We start from the raw sequence: 20,316 nt of genomic DNA, 5'->3' as shown, positions 1-20,316 counted from the left end.
GGATCGTGCTGGTGGCGGTCAAGCCACTGATCGCCGCGCTGGGCACGGCGGGGTTTACCTGGCTGGCGGCCGGAGGGGTGCTGTACACCGTGGGCATCATCTTCTTTGCCCTGGAAGATCGCCTGCGGCACTCCCACGGCATCTGGCACCTGTTCGTCATCGGCGGCAGCCTGCTGCACTTTGTGGCAATCATGCACTACGTGCTCTGATAGGCGGCCCGGTCAAAAAGTGGGAGCGGGCTTGCTCGCGAATGCGGTGGTTCAGCTAAGCAATTGTTGACTGACACGCCGCATTCGCGAGCAAGCCCGCTCCCACATTTGAATTGCGTCAGGTCTTAGAGTTTTGCTTTAACTGCGGGCAATGCATCCTTGCCATCCACGGTCTTCACCCCCTCCAACCACTTATCCAGCACCGCCGGGTTAGCCTTGATCCACGCCTTCGCCGCGTCGGCGTTACTGACCTTGTTGTTGGCCACCTCGGCCATGATGCTGTTTTCCATGTCCTGGGTGAAACTCAGGTTGGTCAGCAGTTTGCCGACGTTCGGGCAGGCCTGTGCATAACCCTTGCGGGTCAGGGTGTACACGCTGCCTTTGTCACCAAAGTACTTTTCGCCACCGGTGAGGTAGTGCATTTTCAACTGCACGTTCATCGGGTGCGGCGTCCAGCCGAGGAAGGTGACGAACTTCTGTTTCTTCACTGCTCGCGACACTTCGGCCAGCATTGCCTGTTCACTGGACTCGATCAGCTTCCACTGGCCCAGGTCGAAGTCGTTTTTCTTGATGATGTCCTGCAACGAGATATTCGCTGGCGCGCCGGAGCCGATGCCGTAGATCTTTTTGTCGAACTTGTCGGCAAATTTGTTCAGGTCGGCAAAGTCATGTACGCCGGCGTCCCACACGTAGTCGGGCACGGCGAGGGTGAACTCGGTGCCTTCGAGGTTTTTCGCCAGTTGCACCACATCGCCATTGGCCACGAACTTGTCATAGAACCCTTGCTGCGCCGGCATCCAGTTGCCCAGGAACACATCCACCTGGCCGTCCTTGAGCCCGCCAAACGTGATCGGCACCGCCAGGGTGTCGACCTTGGCCTTGTAGCCCATGCCCGTCAGCAGGAAACCGGTGATGGCATTGGTGGCTGCGATATCGCTCCAGCCCGGATCGGCCATTTTCACCGTGTCACAGCGGGTGTCCGCGTACACATTGGCGCTGCTCAACGCCAGGGCTGCGAGTATCACCGTCAACTTTTGCATGGCCTTCCCTCTGTTTATTTATTGGTTTTGGCAGGGTTGTGGATAACGTGCCATGCGCTCCAGGTCGTCGAGGTCGATATGGTTGCGCATGTATTGCTGACTGGCGTCGACCAGTGGCTGGTGATCCCAGCTCTTCAGCTCTCCTTCGGTCAGTGCTTCAAACACCAGGCGACGGCGGCGTTGGCTGGCGAGCACCTGTTGGTGGATCGCCGGGATGTCCCATTTGGCTCGCGCCTCATTCAAAAACGCCTCGAACAGTGCCCGGTGTTCCGGTGACTGGCTGAGGTTCTCCCGCTCGTGCGGGTCGTTGTGCACATCGAACAGTAGACAAGGGTCGTCTTCGCTGTAGATGAATTTGTAGGCACCACGGCGAATCATCATCAGCGGGCTGATGGTGCCTTCGGCCATGTATTCGCCAAAGACCTCGTCGTGCCCGCCCTGCCCTTGCAGGTGCGGCACCAGCGAGCGGCCGTCCAGCGGCAGGCGTGGGTCCAGCTCGCCACCGGCCAGTTCCACCAGCGTCGGCAACAGGTCAGCGGTGGACACGGCGTTGCCCACGCGGCCCGCCGCAAATTGCCCCGGTGCACTCACCAGCAGCGGCACGCGGGCGGCCATCTCAAACCAGTGCATTTTGTACCAGAGGCCACGCTCGCCGAGCATGTCGCCGTGGTCGCCGGAGAAGATGATGATCGTATTGTCCGCCAGGCCTGTGTCTTCCAGCGTTTGCAGCAGCTTGCCGACATTGCTGTCGATGTAGCTGCAGGCGCCGAAGTAGGCGCGCCGCGCATCGCGGATCTTGTCCACCGGCAGCGGTTTGTCCCGTAGGTCGTAGACCTTGAGCAGGCGCTGGGAATGCGGGTCGAGATTGGCTTGGTCGGGCGTCGTAGGCAAAGGGATATCGGCGTCGTCGTACAGGTCCCAGAACGGCTTCGGAATGGTGTACGGGTCGTGAGGATGGGTCATGGAGACGGTCAGGCAGAACGGTTGATCGCCGTCCTTGCGGATATGGTCGAACAGGTACTGCTGGGCCTTGAACACCACCTCTTCGTCGAAATCCAGCTGGTTGGTGCGCACGCATGGGCCGGCCTGCAACACCGAGGACATGTTGTGGTACCAGCTGGGGCGCACGTCTGGCTCATCCCAGTTCACTGCCCAGCCATAGTCGGCGGGGTAGATGTCGCTGGTAAGGCGTTGTTCGTAGCCGTGCAACTGGTCCGGGCCACAGAAGTGCATCTTGCCTGACAGCGCGGTGCGGTAGCCGAGACGGCGCAGGTAGTGGGCGTAGGTCGGCACATCGGCGGGGAAATCGGCGGCATTGTCGTAGGCGCCGATCTTGCTCGGCAGTTGGCCACTCACCAGGGTAAAGCGCGACGGCGCGCACAGCGGGCTGTTGCAATAAGCGGCGTCGAACACCACGCCTTGCTCAGCGAGGCGGCTGAGGTTGGGCAGCTTGATGGGTGAAGAGCCGTAGAACGGAAGCAACGGCGCGGCCATTTGATCGGCCATGATGAAAAGAATGTTCTTGCGCTTCATGATCTATCGGCATTCCATAGGCAGTGTTTATGCCAATGAGCATGCAGCCCATGAAAAGTGGGGTAAAGCCCATGAAAAGCAATGTCTAGGATAAGCACAGCTTATGTATGAAGCCCTCGGCGATTTATCCCTTGATTTGCTGCGCGCGTTCGAAGCGGCGGCGCGTCACCGCAGCTTTACGGCGGCGGCAATGGAGCTGGGCACCACCCAGCCGGCCATCAGCCAGCAGATCAAGCGCCTGGAAGAACAGTTGGCGATCCGCCTGTTTGATCGCATCTATCGCGGCATCGAACTGACCGACGCCGGCGCGTTGCTGTTCGAGCATGTGCAAGGCGGTTTGCAGGGGATCAACCAGGGCCTGAGCCTCATCACTCAGCAGGATCAGCATGAAGTGCTGCAAGTCGCCACCGACTTCGCCTTCGCCGCCTATTGGCTGATGCCGCGGCTGCATCGCTTCCATAAGGCCAACCCGCAGGTGGATGTGAGCCTGGTGACGAGCGAGCGCAACCACGCCACCTTGCGCAGCGATATCGACGTGGCCGTTCTGTTTGGCGACGGCCGTTTCAAACAAGGCGACAGCCTGTGGCTGTTCAATGAGGAAGTGTTCCCGGTGTGCAGCCCGCAATGGCTCAAGGAACAGACCTCCGCGCTGACTGTGCAAAATTTGCACGATTTTCCCCTGCTGCACCTGCGCCAGGAAAACAACAGCCAGTGGTTCGATTGGGCCGGCGTGTTTCGTGAGCTGGGCATCAGCGCCGCGCCCACTCCGGGCCAACTGCGTTTCGACAACTACACCTTGCTGATCCAGGCGGCGATTGCCGGCCAGGGCGTGGCCATTGGCTGGCGCCACTTGGTGGATAACCTGCTGGAGCAGGGTTGGTTGTGCCGGCCGGTCAGCGACACCGTAATCTCGCGCTTCGGCTATTACGTCGTGCAGCCTCAACGCAAACGCCGAGGGCAGTTGGTCGAGCGCTTTGTCGACTGGCTGGTGGCCGAGCAAGCCAGCAGCGCGCAGTCGTTGACCGGGCTGGCCCTGCCGTCCATTGCGGTCTAGCATCTGGCGCATAGTGGATCCGGAGTCCGTCATGCAACGTATCAAGGGCTATCACGCCCATATCTACTTCGACGCCAGCACCCTCGAACAGGCGCGCACCCTGTGCGAAGACGCCGCCAAACTTTTTCCGCTGCGCATGGGCCGCGTGCACGAACGCCCGGTGGGGCCGCACCCGGATTGGAGCTGCCAATTGGCGTTCGACCCTGAATACATCGGTGTTGTGCTGCCGTGGTTGGTGATCCATCGCAATGGCCTGGTGGTGTTTCTGCACCCTGAAACCGGTGATGACCTGAAGGATCACACCGACTATGCCGTCTGGATGGGGGCAATGCGGGAGCTGAACCTGTCAGCCTTTTCTTAAATGCTATCCCTAAATATGGGATTGATATTTATATATTGAGACTTGCGTCCGCGTAGGTTTATATTCGCTGCATCCGCTCAAAACTCAGGTGAAGCGATGCAGGCGCAATTGATCGCGCTCGATTGGGGGACCAGTTCCCTTCGTGCTTATAAACTCGGCTGCGCAGGTGTGGTGCTGGAACAGCGCTCGCTGGCGTGGGGCATCATGCATTTGCCTGATGAGCCCCGGGACATTGCCGGTGTGCGTTGCAGCAATGGCTTCGAGTTGGCGTTCGATGCCGCGTGTGGCGACTGGCTTGACGCCGAACCCGGGTTGCCCGTGATCGCCTGCGGCATGGTCGGCAGCGCCCAGGGCTGGAGCGAAGCGGCCTATCGCACCACCCCTGTCGATGTCGCCAGCCTCGGCCAGGCGTTGCACCGGGTGCGCAGCCTGCGCGGTGTGGACGTGCATATCGTGCCTGGCGTGATCGAGCAGGTCGGCTTGCCCAATGTGATGCGCGGCGAAGAAACCCAGGTGCTGGGCGTGCTCCAAGGGTTGGGTGCCGACGCGTTGATCGGCCTGCCTGGCAGCCATTCCAAATGGGTCGAGGTGGTCGAAGGTCGCATCACGCACTTCGATACCTTCATGACCGGCGAGGTGTTTGCGGTGTTGAGCAGGCACAGCATCCTGGGGCGCACCCAGCAACCGTGCGAACACTTCCAGGCCCAAGCCTTTGATCGCGGCGTGCAGGTGGCGCTTTCCAACGATGGCCAGCGCGGCGTGCTATCCACCCTGTTCAGCGCCCGCACCCTTGGGCTCACCGGTGAGCTTGCCCCTGACCAGCAGCCCGATTACTTGTCCGGCTTGCTCATCGGCCATGAACTTGCCGGCCTGCCCGACAGCGCCAAACACCAGCCGATCATCCTGGTCGGCGCCGCCCCGCTCTGTGCCCGTTATCAACGCGCCCTCGCCCTCTTCGGCTTCGCCCATGTCAGCCTGGCGCAGGAGGCCACCGAGCGCGGCCTGTGGCAACTGGCCGTGGCCGCCGGGCTCACTCAACCTGTATCGGAGGCCTGACATGCTCAAGCAAGCACTCGCGCAAAACGGTTTGATCGCCATCCTGCGTGGCATTCGCCCGGACGAAGCCGAGGCCATCGGCCACGTGCTGTACCAGGCCGGTTTTCGCGTGATCGAAGTCCCGCTCAATTCGCCCGACCCTTACACCAGCATCCGCACCCTGCGTGACAGCCTGCCCGCCGATTGCCTGATCGGTGCGGGCACGGTGTTGACGCCAGAGCAGGTTGAGCACGTGAAGGCGGCCGGTGGCCAGGTGATCGTCATGCCCCACAGCGATGCCAAGGTGTTGCGTGCCGCCAAAGCCGCTGGCCTGTTCTTGTCGCCAGGCGTGGCCACGCCCACCGAAGCCTTCGCCGCACTGGCCGAAGGCGCCGACGTGTTGAAGCTGTTCCCTGCCGAGCAAATGGGCCCGGCGGTGATCAAGGCATGGTTGGCTGTATTGCCAGCCGGCACCTTGCTGCTGCCGGTGGGCGGCATCACCCCGGACAATATGCAGGTGTTCATCGACGCCGGCGCCAAAGGGTTCGGGTTGGGTTCCGGGTTGTTCAAGCCGGGTATGACCGTGGATCAGGTAGCCAGCCGTGCCCAGGCCTATGTCGCCGCCTGGAAAGCCCTGAGCTGATTTCAAGTCTTGCGCCTGCAGGCGCCGCATCTACAAGAGAGATAACAGATGAAAATCACCAAACTCACGACCTTTATCGTCCCGCCGCGTTGGTGCTTCCTGAAAGTTGAAACCGACCAGGGCGTGACCGGCTGGGGTGAACCCGTGGTCGAAGGCCGCGCTCACACCGTCGCCGCTGCCGTCGAAGAACTGTCCGACTACCTGATCGGCAAAGACCCCCGCAACATCGAAGACATCTGGACGGTGCTCTATCGCGGCGGTTTCTATCGGGGCGGCGCCGTGCACATGAGTGCCCTGGCCGGTATCGACCAGGCGCTGTGGGACATCAAGGGCAAGGCCCTCGGCGTGTCCGTCAGCGACCTGCTCGGCGGGCAGGTGCGTGACAAGATCCGCGTGTATTCCTGGATCGGCGGCGACCGTCCGGCCGACACTGCCCGTGCTGCGAAAGAGGCCGTGGCCCGTGGTTTTACTGCGGTGAAAATGAACGGCACCGAAGAACTGCAATTCGTCGACAGCTTCGAAAAAGTCGACCTGGCCCTGGCCAACGTCGCCGCTGTGCGTGACGCGGTTGGCCCGAACGTCGGCATAGGCGTGGACTTCCATGGCCGGGTGCACAAGCCCATGGCCAAGGTGCTGATGAAGGAGCTCGACCCGTACAAGCTGATGTTCATCGAAGAGCCGGTGCTCAGCGAGAACTACGAGGCGCTCAAGGAGCTGGCGCCGCTGACCAGCACGCCGATTGCCCTGGGCGAGCGCCTGTTCTCGCGTTGGGACTTCAAGCGTGTACTCAGCGAAGGCTACGTCGACATCATCCAGCCGGATGCGTCCCATGCCGGCGGCATCACCGAAACCCGCAAGATCGCCAACATGGCTGAAGCCTACGACGTGGCCCTGGCCCTGCACTGCCCGCTGGGCCCGATTGCCCTGGCCGCGTGCCTGCAACTGGACGCGGCTTGCTACAACGCGTTCATCCAGGAGCAAAGCCTGGGCATTCACTACAACGAGAGCAACGACCTGCTCGACTACGTGCGCGACCCCGGCGTGTTCGACTATGACCAGGGCTTCGTGAAGATCCCCAACGGGCCGGGCCTGGGCATTGAGATCAACGAGGAATACGTGATCGAACGCGCGGCCATCGGCCACCGCTGGCGCAACCCGATCTGGCGCCATGCCGATGGCAGCTTTGCCGAGTGGTGATAACCCTTTCCCTGACGAAACCGAATCCACTGTAGGAGCTGGCTTGCCAGCGATAGCGCCGGGTCAGCTTGCACCTCTGGCACTGATCCACCGCCATCGCTGGCAAGCCAGCTCCTACAGTCGGACGTGTTCTGTCAGCCAATATCCGTCCTCAATAAACATAAAAAGAGGCAACCCCCATGCACCCTGAATCCTTCACCGGGCAGGCTTCTTTAGTCACGCCTACGAGAAAGCGCTACTTCATCATGGTGCTGCTGTTTATCACCGTGGTGATCAACTACCTCGACCGCAGTAACCTGTCGATTGCCGCCCCGGCGCTGACCAGCGAGCTGGGCATCGACCCGGTGCATGTCGGGCTGATCTTCTCCGCGTTCGGCTGGACCTACGCCGCCATGCAGATCCCGGGCGGCTGGCTGGTGGACCGCGTGCCGCCACGCATTCTCTACACGGCGGCTTTGCTGCTGTGGTCTATCGCGACCGTCATGCTCGGCTTTGCCGCCAGCTTTATCGCCCTGTTCGTGCTGCGCATGGCGGTGGGCGCGTTGGAAGCGCCGGCGTATCCGATCAACAGCCGAGTGGTCACCACCTGGTTTCCCGAGCGTGAGCGTGCCACGGCGATTGGCGTCTACACCTCCGGGCAGTTTGTCGGGCTGGCGTTTCTCACGCCGGTGCTGGCGTGGCTGCAACACGCGTTTGGCTGGCACATGGTGTTTGTTGTTACCGGTGGTGTCGGCATCTTGTGGGCGGTCATCTGGTACGCGGTGTACCGCGAGCCAAAGGATTTCAAGGGTGCCAACAGCGCGGAAATCCAGCTGATTCGTGAAGGTGGCGGCCTGGTGGACATGCAGGAAAAAACCGCCAAGGCGCCGTTCAGTTGGGTCGACCTGGGGATCGTGCTGAGCAAGCGCAAGCTCTGGGGCATCTACCTCGGGCAGTTCTGCCTGAACTCCACGCTGTGGTTCTTCCTGACGTGGTTCCCCACCTATCTGGTGAAGTATCGCGGCATGGACTTCATCAAGTCCGGCTTGCTGGCATCGCTGCCGTTCCTTGCTGCGTTTGTCGGCGTGCTGTGTTCCGGGATCTTTTCCGACTGGCTGATCCGTCGCGGCGCGTCGGTGGGGTTTGCGCGCAAGCTGCCGATCATCGGCGGGTTGCTGATCTCTACGGCGATCATCGGCGCCAACTATGTGGACTCGACGGCGTGGGTGATTGCGTTCCTGGCCGTGGCGTTCTTTGGTAATGGCCTGGCGTCGATCACCTGGTCGCTCGTCTCGACCTTGGCGCCGGCGCGGTTATTGGGGCTGACGGGGGGCGTGTTCAATTTCATCGGCAATTTGTCGGCGATCGCCACGCCCATCGTGATTGGCTTTTTGGCCAGCGGCGACTCGTTTGCGCCGGCGATTACCTACATTGCCGTGTTGGCATTGCTCGGCGCGCTCTCTTACGTGTTGCTGGTCGGTAAAGTCGAGCGGATCGAGTTGTAGGAATCGGGCGACCTTGAGGTCGCCCTTTTCATTCTGGATTACGGCACCGACATCTCGTTACGGAACACATTCAATGGGTCCCAACGTTGCTTGGTGCGCCGCAGACGGCTTTCGATAATGAGGTCGGGGAAGAAAACCTTGTACCACTGCGGGTTCGGTCCCTTGTTGGGGTCACCGTCGATAAATAGCATGTCGCGGTCGGGGTAATTGATGTAGCACCCCTGGAATTGGGCATTGATGGGAACACCAGAGTCATTGGCGAAGGCGGCGAAGAACAAGCCTTGAATCCACTGTGCGTGTGCCTGATCTGATGCGGTGCTTTCATCACGCCAGTAGCATTGCGGCTGCCACTTAAGATACGACGAGCGTTGTGCCACCGATGACTCCCGGCGTACTGCGGCGCTGGCCTCATTGATCTGCCCGCCAAATGACTGGATCTGGATCAGGCTCTGAGTCAGTTGTTTACCTGGGTCATTCCAGGTCAGTGTGTCCCAGATCGCCTGCAGTACCGTTGGTGTGAAAATACCTGTCTGGTAAGCCGACTTATATCGGCCACGCTGGTTCGGGCCGGAACCGTTGAGCGTCTGTTGGCAATGCAGCCAATCCATCTGGCGCGTCGCTGCTAGTGCAGACTCCACGGAGTTGATCGTGCGCCCGGTCGGGTTGCTGCGTGGCAGGTGGGTCGTTGGGAAAGGGCTCAGGCATTCGGTGGCAGGAATACCGATGGCATTGAGCATTGAGCTGACAAAGTCCTCGAATGGGGCTCGGTCGTTCACCTCACCGTTCTTATCCACGTAATGAACATCCATCGTGACGTTGCCGGTGTTCTGATGCCGCATTTCCAGCTTGGTCGCCAAGCCCCACGTGTCGGGGTTGGCTTGATTGCGAGAAAACCAGTCCTGATAGGCCGTCAGCAACTTGTCGAGTGCCGGCTTGGTCAGCAGCGACCAGTCCCACTCCAACACCAACCACAGCACTTCCTTGGGGGCTTCGGGCAACGCTTCGAAGTAATAGCTGGTGATAATCCCGAACTGTCCGCCGCCTGCCCCGCAACACGCGGCAAACAGGTCCCGCTCGTCCTGATCGGTGCTGTTGCGGGAGACGTGTACAGGTGCAAGGCCATTGCCTTGAGCATTGGGCACCAGCATATCGACGCCACTCAACCAGTCACATACCAAGCCATCCTTGCGCGACAGCAATCCATAGCCACCGCCGCAAATATGGCCGCCCAGCCCGACGGAGTAACAAGAGCCGCCTGGCAGGCTCTTGTTGGCTAATTTGTACAGTGCCACGTAGGCATCCCAGTTCTGGCCGCCAGCCTCCAAGCGGAATCCGTAGCGATGTGGCGAAGTGGGGACCAGTTCCGAAGCGATCTGCCCTTTGGGGTCGTAGACCACTTGGTTGAGTTGGCTGATATCGAGGATCGACAACACTTCATTGGGATTGCCGGGCATTTTGTTGGCGACGAAACCTTCGTAACAATGACCGCCGCTGCGCACGGTGATACGGCCATCGGGCACTGCCAGCGCCTGGGCGGCGGCATCGATAATGTCCTGGGTGCTATAGCACAGGTAAATCAGGTTGGCGCCGTTGGGCGAGGACTGGCCTTGGACATTACCCAGGGGCCAGCGAAGGTTGAAGCCTTTTTGCAGGGTTGAATGACGACGGTCCGACGGGGTGACGAGATCAAATGCCATGATGTACTCCAAAGAGCCAAGGATGACTTCTGATGCGACTAACTTAACAACCTCGAGGCAAGGAATGCGTGGCTTGCAGAGGTGTTAGAAGGCAATAGGCATGAAGTGGATTGAAGGGGGAACATACGTTCACCCTTCAAGCCTAGCGGAAGAAATACAGGTGCAGAGGGCTTAGTTCAGGACGCCGTCGAGGATTTCGTAGACGATCCCCGTGCCCACGGCGATCAACACCACGTCAGGCCCGGAACGGCGCCATTCGTAGCCTGGGTACTGCGGCAGGCGGCCCAGCGCTCGGTTGTCCAGGCGTTCGCCATAATAGCCGCGTGGCAGCGGCTGGCCACGCACCAGGCGTACGTTTGGGGGCGGCGGTGCGCCACGGGCGAACTGGCCGTGGTTGTCGTGGATGATCTGGCGTACCGGGCCGAAATCCTGCGGCGGGCCACGACGGTTGTCTGGCGGGCCGCGATGGTCATCGCCGCGCTGCTCGTGCTGGCCTTGCGGGCCGCCACGGTCGGGGCCGCCCTGATCGTATGGCGCCGCGTGTGCCAGGGCAGTGGCACCCAGCATCAGCACGCCGAGACCGGCGATCAAGCGTTTAGGCATTTTCATGGGGGCTTTCCTCAGTACTGCACGAACAAAAAAGGGATTTCGAACGAGGTTCGAAATCCCTTGGTCTTGTCAGTTTAGGTACTGAGTTTTCAGTTTGATTCCTCTGTATCAGGAACTTTACCTACTGGTACACGGCGTTTACTTACGGGCGTTACGGACACCTTCCGACAGCGCCGCGCACAAGCTCAATACGCCATCAATCGCTTGCTGATCATTTTTCGCAGTGGCGATGTGGTCGATCAATGCCGAACCTACCACGACACCGTCCGCCAACCGCGCGATGGCTGCCGCTTGCTCCGGCGTGCGAATACCAAAACCGATGCTGATCGGCAGGTCGGTATGCCGACGCAGGCGGGTCACGGCCTCTTCGACGTGTTCCAGGGTCGCGGCGCCGGCACCGGTCACACCGGCCACCGACACGTAGTACACAAAGCCGGAGCTGCCGTTGAGCACGGTGGGCAAGCGCACGTCATCGGTGGTCGGCGTGGTCAGACGGATAAAGTCGATGCCAGCGGCCTGGGCCGGGTCGCATAGCTCGCCGTTATGCTCTGGGGGCATGTCGACCACGATCAGGCCATCAACGCCGGCCTCTTTGGCGTCGGCGATGAACTGCGGCACGCCGTACTTGTGGATCGGGTTGAAGTAGCCCATCAGCACCAGGGGCGTGTCGTTGTTGTCCTTGCGGAACTCACGCACCATCTGCAGGGTTTTCACCAGGTTCTGCTTGGCGTTCAGCGCACGGATATTGGCCAGCTGGATCGCCGGGCCGTCGGCCATCGGGTCGGTGAAGGGCATGCCCAGCTCGATCACGTCGGCACCTGCGGACGGCAGGCCTTTGAGGATGGCCAGCGAGGTGTCATAGCCCGGGTCGCCAGCGGTGACGAAGGTCACCAGGGCGGCGCGGTTCTGTTCTTTAAGCTGTGCGAAGCGGGTGTGCAGGCGGCTCATCAGTGTTTCTCCTGCTGAGAGGTTTCCATGTGGTGCATGACGGTCTGCATGTCTTTGTCGCCACGGCCGGACAGGTTGACCACCATCAGGTGATCTTTCGGCAAGGTCGGTGCGCGTTTGAACACTTCGGCCAGGGCGTGGGCGCTTTCCAGTGCAGGAATGATCCCTTCCAGGCGGCAGCATTTGTGGAAGGCGTCGAGGGCTTCGTCGTCGGTCACCGAGGTGTACTGGACGCGACCGATGTCATGCAACCAGGCGTGTTCCGGGCCGATGCCGGGGTAGTCCAGGCCGGCAGAGATCGAGTGGGCGTCGATGATCTGGCCATCGTCGTCCTGCAGCAGGAAGGTGCGGTTGCCGTGCAACACGCCCGGTACGCCGCCGTTGAGGCTGGCGGCGTGCTTGCCGGTCTCGATGCCATGGCCGGCTGCTTCAACGCCGATGATTTCAACGCGGGTGTCATCCAGGAATGGGTGGAACAGGCCCATGGCGTTGGAACCGCCGCCGATGCACGCCACCAGGCTGTCTGGCAGACGGCCTTCCTGGGCTTGCAACTGGTCGCGGGTTTCCTTGCCGATCACGGCCTGGAAGTCGCGGACCATCGCCGGGTACGGGTGCGGGCCGGCCACGGTGCCGATCAGGTAGAAGGTGCTGTCGACGTTGGTCACCCAGTCACGCAACGCTTCGTTCATCGCGTCCTTGAGGGTGCCGGTGCCGGCAACCACCGGGATCACTTCGGCGCCCAGCAGCTTCATGCGGAACACGTTGGCCTGCTGGCGCTCGATGTCGGTGGTGCCCATGTAGATCACGCATTGCAGGCCGAAGCGCGCAGCCACGGTGGCGGTGGCCACACCGTGCATGCCGGCGCCGGTTTCGGCGATGATGCGTTTTTTGCCCATGCGTCGCGCCAGCAGGATCTGGCCGATGCAGTTGTTGATCTTATGCGCGCCGGTGTGGTTCAGCTCTTCGCGCTTGAGGTAGATCTTGGCGCCGCCGCAGAACTCGGTCAGGCGTTCAGCGAAATACAGCGGGCTTGGACGGCCCACGTAGTCGCGTTGGAAGTAGGCCAGTTCTTCTTTGAATGCTGGATCTTCCTTGGCCGCTTCGTATTCGCGGGCCAGGTCGAGGATCAACGGCATCAGGGTTTCAGCGACGTAGCGGCCGCCGAACGCGCCAAACAGGCCGTTGGCGTCTGGGCCGTTGCGTAGATCGGTCTGGGACTGAGTCATGGGACGCTCCAGGAAGGAATGGGTGTGGGAAGCAATGAGGGCCACTCTACCCCTGACCTTCTGCGCTGAAAACCGATAAGATCGCTGCAACCTGTCAGGAAAACTCACAGATGAGCCGAGACCTTCCCCCTCTCAATGCCCTGCGTGCCTTTGAAGCCACTGCGCGATTGAACAGCGTCAGCCAGGCCGCAGAGCAATTGCATGTGACCCACGGTGCTGTCAGCCGGCAGTTGAAGGTGCTGGAGGAACAGTTGGGTATCAGTTTGTTCGCCAAGGATGGGCGCGGCCTTAAACTCACAGATGCGGGCGTACGTCTCCGTGATGCCACCACTGATGCGTTCGAGCGGCTCAGAGGCGTGTGTGCGGAACTGACCCAGGCCAGCGCCGACGCACCTTTCGTGCTCGGTTGTTCGGGCAGTTTGTTGGCGCGCTGGCTGATCCCGCGTTTGGGCCGCTTGAATGCAGATTTGCCGGACCTGCGTTTGCACCTGTCGGCGGGTGATGGTGATCTGGACCCGCGCCGCCCAGGCCTGGACGCGCTGTTGGTGTTCGCGGAGCCGCCATGGCCGGCGGACATGCAGGTGTATGAACTGGCCAGTGAACGCATCGGCCCGGTGATGAGCCCGCGCTTTGCCGGTTATGAACGCTTGCGCGAGGCGCCGGCTGAAGCTTTATGTGGTGAAAAGCTGTTGCACACCACCTCACGTCCACAGGCCTGGCCCAGTTGGGCCACGCAGCACGGCATCGAACCCGGCGCGTTGAAACACGGCCAGGGCTTTGAACATTTGTATTATTTGCTGGAGGCGGCAGTGGCAGGGTTGGGCGTGGCGATTGCCCCGCAGCCACTGGTGGCCGAGGACCTGCGGGCAGGCCGCCTGGTGGCGCCATGGGGCTTCAGTGAAACCCCGGCGCACCTGGCGTTGTGGCTACCCAAGCGTGCCGCAGATGGGCGCGCCGGGCAGCTGGCGCAGTGGCTCAAGGCTGAGCTACTGCGCGAACCGGTTTAATCGCCGCGTTTGCACAGCAGGTAAGCGGCGAGCAGACCCAATGCACCGACGGCGACGCCGGCTGTGGTCCATGGGTGCTCTTGTGCGTAGTCCCGGGTGGCAACACCGGTTTCGCGGATTTTGACTTTGCTTTCTTCGTAGGCATCGCTGATCAAGTGGCGGGAATGCTTGAGGGCATTCTCGGCATTGCTTTTCAGGGCCTTCAAGGTTTTGCGCGACTCGTCGGATGCATCGTCCTTGAGGCTTTCCAGCGATTTGAGCAGGCTCGAAATCTCGGCTTCCATGCTTTCCAGCGACGCTTTGCGTAAAGAAGTGTTGGCCATGTGGACTCTCCTGAAGTGATTGAGTGGCAGGTGTAGATACCGACTGCGGCGGTTTCAGAAAGTGCAGTAAATCTGAACTTTCACCCAGGAACGGTCGCCAGAAGCAGTAAGAACATTGACTGCTACGCTTGCTTAACGACCCTTAGGAGAACTGCCATGAGTGATCATCACACCTACAAGAAAGTCGAACTGGTGGGCTCGTCCACCTCCAGCATCGAAGACGCGATCAACAATGCCCTGGCCGAGGCCAACAAGAGCATCAAGCACCTGGAATGGTTCGAGGTGACTGAAACCCGCGGCCACATCAAGGACGGCAAGGCCGCGCACTTTCAGGTCACGCTCAAGGTGGGGTTCCGAATTGCCAGTAGTTGATGGCATCGGTTGAACTTTGCCGACTGGCCGATTGCCATAACCTGCGCTACAACCTTAGGGTGCCGACGCGACGCGCGCCGGCACGCTCTTTTCGATCAGCGCAAGGAAAGTAACGGATGAAGAAGTTCCTGTTAGCGGTAGGTTTGTTGAGCATTGCGGGCACAGCCCTGGCGGCGGGCAAGCCATGTGAAGAGCTGAAAAGCGAAATTGCTGCGAAAATCGACGCCAAGGGCGCCAAGCATTACTCGCTGGAAGTAGTGGACAAGGGCGCTGTAGCCGAAGGTTACAAAGTAGTCGGTAGCTGCGAAGCCGGTACCAAGGAAATTGCTTACAAGCGCGGTTAATCCCGTGTTGCAGACATAAATTCGACGCACTTGTGGCGAGGGAGCTTGCTCCCGCTGGAGTGCGTAGCGCTCCCATTTTTTGGGGCCGCTACGCAGCCCAGCGGGAGCAAGCTCCCTCGCCACAGGTGCGTCGTTTTTTTGCCTGAGGGGGTCAACCCTTCATCAATTGCGCCAGCAACTCGTAGGAATGAATCCGGTCGGCGTGCTCGTACAGGTCACAGGTGAAAATCAGCTCATCGGCGCCGGTTTGTTCGATCAGCACTTCCAGCTTGGCGCGGATCTTCGCCGGGCTACCCACCATCGCCAGGCCCAGGAAGCTGCCTACAGCGTCTTTTTCATGGGGCAGCCACAGGCCGTCCATGGTTTTCACCGGTGGGCGCTGCACCAGGCTCTGCCCGCGCATCAGGGCGAGAATGCGCTGGTACACGGAAGTCGCCAGGTAATCGGCCTGCTCATCGGTGTCGGCGGCCACCAGCGGAATGCCAAGCATGACGTAGGGCTTGTCCAGCACGGCTGAAGGCTTGAAGTGGTTGCGGTAGACGCGGATCGCCTCGTGCATCAGGCGTGGTGCGAAATGGGAGGCGAAGGCGTAGGGCAAGCCTCGCTCACCTGCCAGCTGTGCGCTGAACAGGCTGGAGCCCAGCAGCCACACCGGCACGTTGGTCCCGGTGCCGGGAACCGCAATCACCCGCTGGTCGGGGGTGCGCGGGCCCAGGTAGGCCATCAGTTCGGCGACATCTTCGGGGAAATCGTCAGCACTGCCGGAACGCTCACGACGCAGGGCGCGGGCGGTCATCTGGTCGGAGCCGGGCGCACGGCCCAGGCCCAGGTCGATACGGCCGGGGTAGAGGCTTTCAAGGGTGCCGAACTGCTCGGCAATCACCAGCGGCGCGTGGTTGGGCAGCATCACGCCACCGGAGCCGACGCGGATGGTCGACGTACCGCCCGCCAGGTAGCCCAACAACACCGAAGTAGCCGAGCTGGCGATGCCGTCCATGTTGTGGTGCTCGGCCACCCAGAAGCGGTTGTAGCCGAACTTTTCCACGTGCTGGGCCAGGTCCAGGGAGTTGCGCAACGACTGTGCCGGGCTGCCGTTGGCGCGCACGGGCACGAGGTCGAGGGTCGAGAACTTCACGTCGGACAGCGATTTCATAAGCCTGCTTCTCCATTAGGTGCGCAGGCTTATAGACGAACCAAAACCTGCCGCTTCATGTGCATGGTTAATGAGATGTGGGCATATACCCGAGATTCAATAGCGAGGATGGAAATTTCCTACTGCATTGCTAGGTTTCTCCGACAAGATGAACTTTGGCGGGGCGTCTATCCTCAGAACCCTTACTGACGCAAAACCACCGTTCGAGGAGATCGCTATGAGTATCGTGAAAAAAGCATCCGCGCATTGGGAAGGTGACCTGAAGACTGGCCTGGGCTCCATCTCTACGGAAACCGGCGTATTGCGCGAAGCGCCCTACGGCTTCAAGGCGCGTTTCGAGGGCGGCAAGGGCACCAACCCTGAGGAATTGATTGGCGCGGCCCATGCCGGCTGCTTCTCCATGGCCTTTTCCATGATTCTGGGTGATGCCGGCCTCAAGGCTGACAGCATCGACACCCAGGCCGAAGTCACCCTGGATCAAGTCGACGGCGGCTTCGCCATTACCGCTGTGCACCTGATCCTCAAGGCCAAGATCCCCGGCGCGAGCCAGGCGCAGTTCGATGAACTGAGCAAAAAGGCCAAGGAAGGTTGCCCGGTCTCCAAGGTGCTGAATGCAAAAATCAGCCTGGATGCCACTCTCGTAAACTAACGCAACAGAACCCCTGTGGGAGCGGGCTTGCTCGCGAATGCGGTGTAACAGTCACAGATTTATTGACTGACACACCGCATTCGCGAGCAAGCCCGCTCCCACATTTGGTTTGTGTTAAATCAGAACTCGCATTTACAAACTGTGGTCGAATAGCCATTACTGCCTAGGCGCACACCCGTGCGCAGTGCATTCAGGGAGCTTCACACATGAAACGTTTTGCCTTGGCGATCATCTGCGGTGTTCTGGCCACGTCGGCCGTGGCCGCTCCAAAAGATTGTGAAGAGCTCAGGAAAGAGATTGAAACGAATATCCAGGCCAAGGCGATTCCTTCGTACACCCTGGAAATCATCACCGCCGAAGAAGCCAAGAATCACGACAGTGCGATGATTGTCGGTTCTTGCGAAAACGGCTCCAAGCGCATCCTCTACCAGAAAAACAACGACTGATCAGAGGCAGTTCACACTGCGCTCTTCGGCCAGTAACTTGCCAGCAGCGTCATACAGCCGGATGTTGGGCGTGAACGCCAGCGAGCGTCCTTCCAACTGATAGTGCTGCCCCGCCTGGAAATTGTCGTACTGCAGGGTCATGAAGCAGGTGCGGTCGCGCGTCTGGTCCAGCCCGCCGATCCCCGTGCCGGTATTTACCTCGAAATCGAAGCGCACCATCAGCTCATGGCTGCCCGGTGGCACCTGGAAGAAACGCCCATCGTTGAGGTTCTTGCCGTCCAGGCGCTGGGCCATTACCAGCTTGGCACCGGGTGTCGGGGTGATGAAGTCGACCCAGGCCTGGTGCGGGTCCGCTGGCGGGATCGGCGTGGTTGCGCACGCTGTGAGGAACACGGCGGCGAGGGGAAGCAAGAGCTGGCGCATGGCAGGCACTCAACGGTTGGAAAGAATTGAGCCTGGCGCGGATGGCAGCAGACTCCCTATGAGTATAAACACGCCACGCCATGGAAAAATTCCGTGCGGGCAGGATAGTCTGGCGAATCAATAACCCAGGAGTCGGGGCATGGTCAGGCGTTTTCTTCCAGGGTTGCTGGCGGTGCTGCTCAGCGGCTGTTCCAGCGTCAGCTATTACAGCCAGTTGGCCAGCGGCCAATGGCAGTTGCTGCGTGCGCGTGAGCCGGTTGCCGAGGTGATCGCCGACCCTTCCCGCCCCCAGGTTTTGCGTGAGCACTTGGTGCAATCGCAGAAAGCGCGCACCTTTGCCAGCGAACACCTGCACTTGCCCGACAACCAGAGTTACAGGTTGTACGCGGACATTGGCCGGCCTTACGTGGTCTGGAATGTGTTTGCCACTCAGGAGTTTTCCCTTTCACCTGAAACCCATTGCTTTCCGATTGCCGGTTGCGTGGCCTATCGCGGTTATTACAACCAGGGCGCGGCGCGTGGCGAAGCGGCGTTGTTGCGGCAACGGGGCATGGACGTGTCGATTGGCGGGGTGGAGGCTTATTCGACCTTGGGTTGGTTCAACGACCCGATCATGAGTTCGATGATGAACTGGGGCGATGAGCGCCTGGCCACGCTGATCTTCCATGAATTGGCGCACCAGCGTTTTTATGTGAAGGACGACACCGAGTTCAACGAGTCCTACGCCAACTTCGTTGAGCAGGAAGGCACCCGCCAATGGCGTGCTGCACGCGGCCTGGCGCCGGTCAGCGACGCGGCATTGAAGCAACGCGACCAGTTCATCCGGCTGGTGCTCGACACTCGCAAGCGCCTGGAAACGCTGTACGCCCAACCGTTGGCCGCCGATGTGATGCGCCAGGCCAAAGCCGCAGAGTTTGAGCGCTTGCGCCGTGATTACCGGCAGATGCGCGACAGCCGGTGGGCGGGGGATAAACGCTATGACGTGTGGATTAACCAGCCGATGAACAATGCGCGACTGTTGCCGTTCGGGCTGTATGACCAGTGGGTGCCGGCGTTTGCGGCGTTGTTTCGGCAGGTGGATGGGGATTGGGTGAGGTTTTTTGCGGCGGTGGAGAAGATGGGTGGGTTGCCGGTGGCGCAGCGCAAGGCGGCGTTGAAACGGTTGGAAGGGGGTGGTCTTTAGGGCCTCATCGCCGGCAAGCCGGCTCCTACAGTTGACCCCATTTCAAATGTGGAACCCGGTCAACTGTGGGAGCTGGCTTGCCGGCGATGGCAATCTCAAGGCCGCTGCAAAAACGCCTGATGCATCTGCGCCAACGTCTCAAAATGCCAGGTCGGCGCCTCGGCACTCAACTCCTCGAAGCTGCCAAACCCATACCCCACCGCCGCCGAATCCAGGCCATTGCTGCGCGCGCCAATCAGGTCGTGCTTGCGGTCACCAATCATCAAGGTGGTGGCCGGGTCCAGGCCTTCTTCGCGGATCAAGTGCGCGATCAGCTCAACCTTGTTGGTACGCGTGCCATCCAGCTCGCTGCCGTAGATCACCTTGAAATGCTTGGCGAAATCAAAATGCCGGGCGATTTCGCGGGCAAACACCCAGGGCTTGGACGTGGCCACGTAGAGCTGGCGGCCTTGGCTGCTCAGGTCTTCCAGCAACGGCATCACGCCTTCGAACACACGGTTTTCATACAGGCCGGTGACCTTGAAGCGTTCGCGATAAAAATTCACCGCCTCCCACGCCTTGGCCTCATCGAAGCCGTAGAACTGCATGAAGGCTTGCAGCAGCGGCGGGCCGATGAAGTGTTCCAGCTTCGTCAGGTCCGGCTCGTCGATGCCCAGCTTGCCGAGGGCGTATTGGATCGAACGGGTGATGCCTTCACGCGGGTCGGTGAGGGTGCCGTCCAGGTCGAACAGGACGGTGGTGTAGTTCAGGGTCATTGATTGAATCCTTCGGCCAGGTGCAGGTCTTTGAGCTTCACGTAGTTCGCTGCGCTGTAGGTGAAAAAGGCACGCTCCTTGTCGGTCAACGGACGGATTTGTTTAACCGGGCTGCCCACGTACAAAAAGCCGCTCTCGAGTTTCTTGCCCGGTGGCACCAGGCTGCCGGCGCCGATGATCACGTCATCCTCGACCACCGCGCCGTCCATCACGATGCTGCCCATGCCGATCAAAATGCGATTACCGACGGTGCAGCCGTGCAGCATGACCTTGTGGGCGATGGTCACGTCGTCGCCGATCAGCAGCGGGAAACCGTCCGGATTGAACGGGCCGGCATGGGTGATGTGCAGCACGCATCCGTCCTGCACGCTGGTGCGGGCACCGATGCGGATGCGGTGCATGTCGCCACGGATCACCGTGAGCGGCCAAACCGAGCTGTCGGTGCCGATTTCGACATCGCCGATCACCACCGCCGAAATATCGACAAAAGCCCCGGCGCCCAGGGTTGGCGTGTGGTTCTGATAGGTGCGAAGGGTCACGATAGCCTCTCTCTCTTCTGCTGATAGCTGCGGTGGGCATTGATTGTAATTAAGATGGCCCCATCTTTGTTCTTACATGTTTCTTC

Annotated in this window: 24 protein-coding genes; 13 read left to right on the top strand and 11 right to left on the bottom strand. The window is 60.6% G+C overall.

Annotated features, from left to right (window positions below):
- The coding region (locus HX803_RS23670; protein ID WP_178923991.1) for a hemolysin III family protein at positions 1–209 on the top strand (209 nt) is incomplete at its 5' end.
- Between the two features lie 125 nt (positions 210–334).
- On the opposite strand, the gene choX is transcribed toward HX803_RS23670, so the two are convergent.
- Both choX and betC read right to left on the bottom strand, forming a co-directional pair.
- Positions 335–1,249 (bottom strand): choline ABC transporter substrate-binding protein, encoded by a 915-nt coding sequence (choX, locus tag HX803_RS23665; protein WP_178923989.1) that lies wholly within the window; start codon positions 1,247–1,249, stop codon positions 335–337.
- An 18-nt stretch (positions 1,250–1,267) separates the two neighbouring features.
- Complete coding sequence (gene betC, locus HX803_RS23660) at positions 1,268–2,782, bottom strand: choline-sulfatase (protein ID WP_178923987.1); 1,515 nt, start codon at positions 2,780–2,782, stop codon at positions 1,268–1,270.
- Between the two features lie 103 nt (positions 2,783–2,885).
- On the opposite strand from betC, the gene HX803_RS23655 reads away from it, so the two are divergent.
- The 6 genes from HX803_RS23655 (at position 2,886) to HX803_RS23630 (ending at position 8,556) form a co-directional block, all read left to right on the top strand.
- Positions 2,886–3,836, top strand: a complete 951-nt coding sequence (locus HX803_RS23655; RefSeq protein WP_178923985.1) for a LysR family transcriptional regulator — start codon at positions 2,886–2,888, stop codon at positions 3,834–3,836.
- A 31-nt stretch (positions 3,837–3,867) separates the two neighbouring features.
- Positions 3,868–4,197, top strand: a complete 330-nt coding sequence (locus HX803_RS23650; RefSeq protein ID WP_178923983.1) for a DOPA 4,5-dioxygenase family protein — start codon at positions 3,868–3,870, stop codon at positions 4,195–4,197.
- Between the two features lie 96 nt (positions 4,198–4,293).
- The gene (locus HX803_RS23645) at positions 4,294–5,253 is read left to right on the top strand and encodes a 2-dehydro-3-deoxygalactonokinase (protein WP_178923981.1); all 960 of its coding nucleotides are present in this window, start codon (positions 4,294–4,296) and stop codon (positions 5,251–5,253) included.
- 1 nt (position 5,254) lies between these two features.
- Positions 5,255–5,875 (top strand): 2-dehydro-3-deoxy-6-phosphogalactonate aldolase, encoded by a 621-nt coding sequence (locus HX803_RS23640; protein ID WP_178923979.1) that lies wholly within the window; start codon positions 5,255–5,257, stop codon positions 5,873–5,875.
- Positions 5,876–5,923: 48 nt separating this feature from the next.
- Positions 5,924–7,072 (top strand): galactonate dehydratase, encoded by a 1,149-nt coding sequence (gene dgoD, locus HX803_RS23635; protein WP_178923977.1) that lies wholly within the window; start codon positions 5,924–5,926, stop codon positions 7,070–7,072.
- Positions 7,073–7,251: 179 nt separating this feature from the next.
- Positions 7,252–8,556 (top strand): MFS transporter, encoded by a 1,305-nt coding sequence (locus tag HX803_RS23630; protein ID WP_178923976.1) that lies wholly within the window; start codon positions 7,252–7,254, stop codon positions 8,554–8,556.
- Positions 8,557–8,594: 38 nt separating this feature from the next.
- On the opposite strand, the gene HX803_RS23625 is transcribed toward HX803_RS23630, so the two are convergent.
- From HX803_RS23625 to trpB, 4 genes are all read right to left on the bottom strand, one after another.
- Entirely contained in the window at positions 8,595–10,253 is a 1,659-nt protein-coding gene (locus HX803_RS23625; protein ID WP_178923974.1) for a BBE domain-containing protein, read from the bottom strand.
- A gap of 171 nt (positions 10,254–10,424) precedes the next feature.
- Positions 10,425–10,862 carry an anti-virulence regulator CigR family protein gene (locus HX803_RS23620; RefSeq protein ID WP_178923972.1) on the bottom strand — a complete coding sequence of 146 codons (438 nt, stop codon included), beginning with the start codon at positions 10,860–10,862 and terminating at the stop codon, positions 10,425–10,427.
- 138 nt (positions 10,863–11,000) lie between these two features.
- Complete coding sequence (gene trpA, locus HX803_RS23615) at positions 11,001–11,810, bottom strand: tryptophan synthase subunit alpha (protein WP_178923970.1); 810 nt, start codon at positions 11,808–11,810, stop codon at positions 11,001–11,003.
- The gene (trpB, locus tag HX803_RS23610; RefSeq protein WP_178923968.1) at positions 11,810–13,036 is read right to left on the bottom strand and encodes a tryptophan synthase subunit beta; all 1,227 of its coding nucleotides are present in this window, start codon (positions 13,034–13,036) and stop codon (positions 11,810–11,812) included. The genes trpA and trpB overlap by 1 nt, the downstream gene beginning before the upstream one ends.
- A 110-nt stretch (positions 13,037–13,146) precedes the next feature.
- Between trpB and HX803_RS23605 the strand changes: the two genes are divergently transcribed.
- Complete coding sequence (locus HX803_RS23605) at positions 13,147–14,043, top strand: LysR family transcriptional regulator (protein WP_178923966.1); 897 nt, start codon at positions 13,147–13,149, stop codon at positions 14,041–14,043.
- Here the strand turns inward: HX803_RS23605 and HX803_RS23600 are convergent.
- Complete coding sequence (locus HX803_RS23600) at positions 14,040–14,366, bottom strand: YqjD family protein (protein WP_003170746.1); 327 nt, start codon at positions 14,364–14,366, stop codon at positions 14,040–14,042. The two genes, HX803_RS23605 and HX803_RS23600, sit on opposite strands and share 4 nt — an antisense overlap.
- 156 nt (positions 14,367–14,522) lie before the next feature.
- On the opposite strand from HX803_RS23600, the gene HX803_RS23595 reads away from it, so the two are divergent.
- Both HX803_RS23595 and HX803_RS23590 read left to right on the top strand, forming a co-directional pair.
- Positions 14,523–14,738 (top strand): dodecin, encoded by a 216-nt coding sequence (locus HX803_RS23595; RefSeq protein WP_007953919.1) that lies wholly within the window; start codon positions 14,523–14,525, stop codon positions 14,736–14,738.
- A 116-nt stretch (positions 14,739–14,854) separates the two neighbouring features.
- Positions 14,855–15,082: a DUF1161 domain-containing protein gene (locus HX803_RS23590; RefSeq protein WP_178923964.1), complete on the top strand. Its 228-nt coding sequence runs from the start codon at positions 14,855–14,857 to the stop codon at positions 15,080–15,082.
- 151 nt (positions 15,083–15,233) lie between these two features.
- Here the strand turns inward: HX803_RS23590 and HX803_RS23585 are convergent, their stop codons facing one another.
- Positions 15,234–16,235, bottom strand: a complete 1,002-nt coding sequence (locus tag HX803_RS23585; protein WP_021491416.1) for an LLM class flavin-dependent oxidoreductase — start codon at positions 16,233–16,235, stop codon at positions 15,234–15,236.
- Positions 16,236–16,452: 217 nt separating this feature from the next.
- On the opposite strand from HX803_RS23585, the gene HX803_RS23580 reads away from it, so the two are divergent.
- Positions 16,453–16,884 carry an OsmC family protein gene (locus HX803_RS23580; RefSeq protein WP_010207768.1) on the top strand — a complete coding sequence of 144 codons (432 nt, stop codon included), beginning with the start codon at positions 16,453–16,455 and terminating at the stop codon, positions 16,882–16,884.
- A gap of 206 nt (positions 16,885–17,090) precedes the next feature.
- Entirely contained in the window at positions 17,091–17,330 is a 240-nt protein-coding gene (locus tag HX803_RS23575) for a DUF1161 domain-containing protein (protein ID WP_178923962.1), read from the top strand.
- Here HX803_RS23575 and HX803_RS23570 read toward each other — a convergent pair whose 3' ends face one another.
- Positions 17,331–17,753 carry a hypothetical protein gene (locus tag HX803_RS23570; protein ID WP_178923960.1) on the bottom strand — a complete coding sequence of 141 codons (423 nt, stop codon included), beginning with the start codon at positions 17,751–17,753 and terminating at the stop codon, positions 17,331–17,333. It lies immediately after the preceding gene.
- A 139-nt stretch (positions 17,754–17,892) separates the two neighbouring features.
- Here HX803_RS23570 and HX803_RS23565 point away from each other — a divergent pair, with 139 nt between their 5' ends.
- A complete protein-coding gene (locus HX803_RS23565) occupies positions 17,893–18,936 on the top strand; it encodes an aminopeptidase (protein WP_178923958.1) in 1,044 nt (347 codons plus the stop codon).
- A 95-nt stretch (positions 18,937–19,031) separates the two neighbouring features.
- Here HX803_RS23565 and HX803_RS23560 read toward each other — a convergent pair whose 3' ends face one another.
- Together HX803_RS23560 and HX803_RS23555 are read right to left on the bottom strand one after the other, a co-directional pair.
- Positions 19,032–19,691 (bottom strand): HAD family hydrolase, encoded by a 660-nt coding sequence (locus HX803_RS23560; RefSeq protein WP_178923956.1) that lies wholly within the window; start codon positions 19,689–19,691, stop codon positions 19,032–19,034.
- On the bottom strand, positions 19,688–20,230 hold the full coding sequence (locus HX803_RS23555) for a gamma carbonic anhydrase family protein (RefSeq protein WP_178923954.1): 543 nt from the start codon (positions 20,228–20,230) through the stop codon (positions 19,688–19,690). The genes HX803_RS23560 and HX803_RS23555 overlap by 4 nt, the downstream gene beginning before the upstream one ends.
- Positions 20,231–20,316: the final 86 nt, after the last annotated feature.

The sequence above is a fragment of the Pseudomonas sp. P7548 genome (assembly GCF_013386585.1).
Lineage (GTDB): Bacteria > Pseudomonadota > Gammaproteobacteria > Pseudomonadales > Pseudomonadaceae > Aquipseudomonas.
The sequence above is the reverse complement of the archived record's forward strand: the minus strand, read 5'-3'. Positions and strand labels throughout refer to the sequence as shown.

Bases quoted from the DNA above. Each gene is read 5' to 3' on its own strand.
- choX (WP_178923989.1), bottom strand. From the start codon at position 1,249: ATGCAAAAGTTGACGGTGATACTCGCAGCCCTGGCGTTGAGCAGCGCC.
- betC (WP_178923987.1), bottom strand. From the start codon at position 2,782: ATGAAGCGCAAGAACATTCTTTTCATCATGGCCGATCAAATGGCCGCG.
- HX803_RS23655 (WP_178923985.1), top strand. From the start codon at position 2,886: ATGTATGAAGCCCTCGGCGATTTATCCCTTGATTTGCTGCGCGCGTTC.
- HX803_RS23650 (WP_178923983.1), top strand. From the start codon at position 3,868: ATGCAACGTATCAAGGGCTATCACGCCCATATCTACTTCGACGCCAGC.
- HX803_RS23645 (WP_178923981.1), top strand. From the start codon at position 4,294: ATGCAGGCGCAATTGATCGCGCTCGATTGGGGGACCAGTTCCCTTCGT.
- HX803_RS23640 (WP_178923979.1), top strand. From the start codon at position 5,255: ATGCTCAAGCAAGCACTCGCGCAAAACGGTTTGATCGCCATCCTGCGT.
- dgoD (WP_178923977.1), top strand. From the start codon at position 5,924: ATGAAAATCACCAAACTCACGACCTTTATCGTCCCGCCGCGTTGGTGC.
- HX803_RS23630 (WP_178923976.1), top strand. From the start codon at position 7,252: ATGCACCCTGAATCCTTCACCGGGCAGGCTTCTTTAGTCACGCCTACG.
- HX803_RS23625 (WP_178923974.1), bottom strand. From the start codon at position 10,253: ATGGCATTTGATCTCGTCACCCCGTCGGACCGTCGTCATTCAACCCTG.
- HX803_RS23620 (WP_178923972.1), bottom strand. From the start codon at position 10,862: ATGAAAATGCCTAAACGCTTGATCGCCGGTCTCGGCGTGCTGATGCTG.
- trpA (WP_178923970.1), bottom strand. From the start codon at position 11,810: ATGAGCCGCCTGCACACCCGCTTCGCACAGCTTAAAGAACAGAACCGC.
- trpB (WP_178923968.1), bottom strand. From the start codon at position 13,036: ATGACTCAGTCCCAGACCGATCTACGCAACGGCCCAGACGCCAACGGC.
- HX803_RS23605 (WP_178923966.1), top strand. From the start codon at position 13,147: ATGAGCCGAGACCTTCCCCCTCTCAATGCCCTGCGTGCCTTTGAAGCC.
- HX803_RS23600 (WP_003170746.1), bottom strand. From the start codon at position 14,366: ATGGCCAACACTTCTTTACGCAAAGCGTCGCTGGAAAGCATGGAAGCC.
- HX803_RS23595 (WP_007953919.1), top strand. From the start codon at position 14,523: ATGAGTGATCATCACACCTACAAGAAAGTCGAACTGGTGGGCTCGTCC.
- HX803_RS23590 (WP_178923964.1), top strand. From the start codon at position 14,855: ATGAAGAAGTTCCTGTTAGCGGTAGGTTTGTTGAGCATTGCGGGCACA.
- HX803_RS23585 (WP_021491416.1), bottom strand. From the start codon at position 16,235: ATGAAATCGCTGTCCGACGTGAAGTTCTCGACCCTCGACCTCGTGCCC.
- HX803_RS23580 (WP_010207768.1), top strand. From the start codon at position 16,453: ATGAGTATCGTGAAAAAAGCATCCGCGCATTGGGAAGGTGACCTGAAG.
- HX803_RS23575 (WP_178923962.1), top strand. From the start codon at position 17,091: ATGAAACGTTTTGCCTTGGCGATCATCTGCGGTGTTCTGGCCACGTCG.
- HX803_RS23570 (WP_178923960.1), bottom strand. From the start codon at position 17,753: ATGCGCCAGCTCTTGCTTCCCCTCGCCGCCGTGTTCCTCACAGCGTGC.
- HX803_RS23565 (WP_178923958.1), top strand. From the start codon at position 17,893: ATGGTCAGGCGTTTTCTTCCAGGGTTGCTGGCGGTGCTGCTCAGCGGC.
- HX803_RS23560 (WP_178923956.1), bottom strand. From the start codon at position 19,691: ATGACCCTGAACTACACCACCGTCCTGTTCGACCTGGACGGCACCCTC.